Source organism: Faecalibacter rhinopitheci (assembly GCF_015234135.1).
Lineage (GTDB): Bacteria > Bacteroidota > Bacteroidia > Flavobacteriales > Weeksellaceae > Empedobacter > Empedobacter rhinopitheci.
Map to the genome: position 1 here is coordinate 1 of NZ_JADGIK010000028.1, position 2,883 is coordinate 2,883.

General features: G+C 27.0%; 3 protein-coding genes. All 3 read right to left on the minus strand.

Features of this window, described 5'->3' with window-relative positions:
* Window positions 1-194 precede the first annotated feature (194 nt).
* A complete protein-coding gene (locus tag IM532_RS13510) occupies window positions 195-677 on the minus strand; it encodes a hypothetical protein (protein WP_194184022.1) in 483 nt (160 codons plus the stop codon).
* Between the two features lie 222 nt (window positions 678-899).
* On the minus strand, window positions 900-1,829 hold the full coding sequence (locus IM532_RS13515; RefSeq protein WP_194184023.1) for a hypothetical protein: 930 nt from the start codon (window positions 1,827-1,829) through the stop codon (window positions 900-902).
* A gap of 221 nt (window positions 1,830-2,050) precedes the next feature.
* Window positions 2,051-2,671, minus strand: coding sequence for a hypothetical protein (locus tag IM532_RS13520; protein ID WP_194184024.1), 621 nt, complete (start codon window positions 2,669-2,671; stop codon window positions 2,051-2,053).
* Window positions 2,672-2,883: the final 212 nt, after the last annotated feature.

Here is a 2,883-nt window from a genome sequence, read left to right on the forward strand (position 1 = left end):
AGAAAAGTAATGGTTATTGTCGTGCATTATATGATCGATTAGTAGAGAAAGGAAAGAACAAAAAAGCAGCGTTAATCGCTGTGTGCAATAAGCTGCTTAAATTGGTATTTGGAGTGGTAAAAAATAAAACATTTTACCATGAAAATTTTGTTGTAAAAATTGCTTAAAAAACTTGGTTTTTTACACAGTTCATGTTATACGACGTTTTTTAAATTTTTTAAACTCCAATTTAAGCCATCTATAATATTTTGTTCTGAGATTGAAAATTTAGTTTTAGTAGGCTGTAATGATTCTATATCAAAATTTTCTAATAGATCACTTTTATTGAAGTTCCAACCAGAAAATTTTTGAGTAATAAATTCTTCAAATTGAATTCCTAATTTATGTTTTTTGATTTGAAATACTGATACATACTCATCAGATAAGTCTATAGGAAAGTATTTAATTTCATTTTTCTCAAGATTTTCAAAAATACTTTTCCAATAATTAATTATTTCGGTTGCTATTATTTGTGAAGACTTTTCATCTGAATATTCTTCAAAATTTTCTAAGTTAATATTTAAAAAATCTGACCAATAGTAACTATCGATAATCTTCAATTCGTTTGTAGGGAATATATCAAATTTTAAAAATAAATCTTTGTGTCTGTTTCCTAATAAATCTACTATTAGTCTCATTATAGGTAGTGTTAATGAAAAATGTTGTATAACGAGCCGAGTATTTGCGAAGAACGGGAGAGAAATTGAACGAAGTTCAAGTTCGTCCGTTCAAGCAAATTGCTCTTTTCTGAAACTAAATTAGTTTATTGTTTTAAGAAAAGCAATTTTGCGAGCGGAAAATAATGGGATGAAAGTTTATTTTCAGCCCGTTTTTCGCAAATACTGTGTTAGATGCAGGTTTTATTTTTCGATTAGTTTATATTCAGTAATTGTCTTTCCATTAATCATTGAAAAATTACTATCGATTTCCATAATTCCTTCGTAAATTCTCCATTTACCTTTAGTTAATGAAAAATGTCCAGTTGCAGAATAAGTAGTTTTCATAAAAATGTGTTCATTGTTTTTCATTCCAAACGTTGAACCAAATGGATTACTATAATTTCCATCAACATATTCATAAATATTATATTTGATGATAGCAATTTTCTCTCCATTTTGTTCAATAATTTTTTCAACATATATTTTATTAGAACTATTAATACTATCTGCTATAAAATTATGATCCATTTGTATTAAGTTGTTGTTTAGTGACCAAGATTCACCAACTTTAACTGGCTTATTTGGAAGTTCAAATAAAATTGAAATTAAATTTTTTTGAGCATTTTTGTAGTAATTACTGATTATTTCTCCACTTTTTGAAATACGACCTCTTAGAACAACATTATTTTTGAATGAGTTTACAAAATTGTTAGTGAAATCATTTAGAATAGATTCTTTCTCTTCAATCTCATTTTTCTTAGATTTTTTATTCTTCTTATCTAATTTTTTAATCATTTTATCTAACTCTTCATTAGATATTTTTGAATTATCTTCTATCATTGAAATTTCAATATCAATGTGATTTATATTTTTAGAATTTTCAAAAAGTTTAGTTTGATATTTTAAATTAGAATTTATTTGATTTAGTGATTCTTTTAATTGATTGAAAGAATTATGAATAGAATCCTTTTCGTAAATAGTTCTATCATTCTTCGAAATAGAATTCATTTTTGTGTTATAAATAATCGTATCATTTTTTGATATTTTCCATTTCAGAATAATTTCATCATTGCTTTGACAAAATATTAGTTTAGGGAAACAAATTATGATTAAATAAAGTAGATTTTTCATTGATGAATTTTTAAAACTTGCAGCTAACGAGCCGAGTATTTGCGAAGAACGGGAGAGAAATTGAACGAAGTTCAAGTTCTTCCGTTCAAGCAAATTGCTCTTTTCTAAAACTAATTTAAGTTGAAGTTTTTAGAAAAGCAATTTTGCGAGTGGAAAATGATGGGATGAAAGTTTACTTTCAGCCCGTTTTTTCGCGAAATACTATGTTAGCAGAAGGTTTTTTAAGATTCAAAAAAGATTGTATAGATTAAATAAATGTGTATTAATACTGCTATAATTACAGGTATAGCAATTGATTTTGCTCGATATTCAGTCGTATCCTTAAATAAATTTTCTTTAATAGCTATTAATCCAAGTGCTCCAAGTCCAGAGAGAAATATTCGTAAAGAATATCTTCCGTATTCTACATCACCAATGTAATTCAGTGTTATTACTTGTAAAGTAGAATACACAATTCCAAATATTAAAGTTATTACAGCTGCTTTGGTTTGTTTTAATTTGATAAAATTGTAAACCTGTAAAAAAGAACCAAAAATGACTCCAAGAAGTAAACAATAAATCCAAATTAGTTTATTGGTATACAATTCGATTGCATTTACATCTTCGGTATAATTTTTATCCCAACCATTATTTTTATATTCTTCATATTTTGGTTCGCTATCTTTTTTGGTTTGAATTAAATTATGAATTTGTTCATTTTCTGTTTCAGTAAATTTTCTTCCTCTAGATTGCAATATTTCGTATGCGATTTCAACTGCTTCAAAAACAAATCTACTTTCGGGTTTAATATATTTTTCTAGTTCTGTGTTACTTAATTTTTCTAGTACCTTTTTTTTAACCATATCGTAGGAGGAACTTTCTGCTAACGTTTCGGGGCTTGGCGTCAGTGGCGGAAATTGAAGCGAAAAGTTTCAATTTAGCGACACAGTAAGCAAAAGCCAATTAATTGAATAAATTTAAGAAAAAAGTCAATATAATTGGCTTTTTGCGGAATAGAAATCCAAAACTTTAAATTTTGCACTTAACCCGCCATTGCGCCAAACCCTTGTTATAC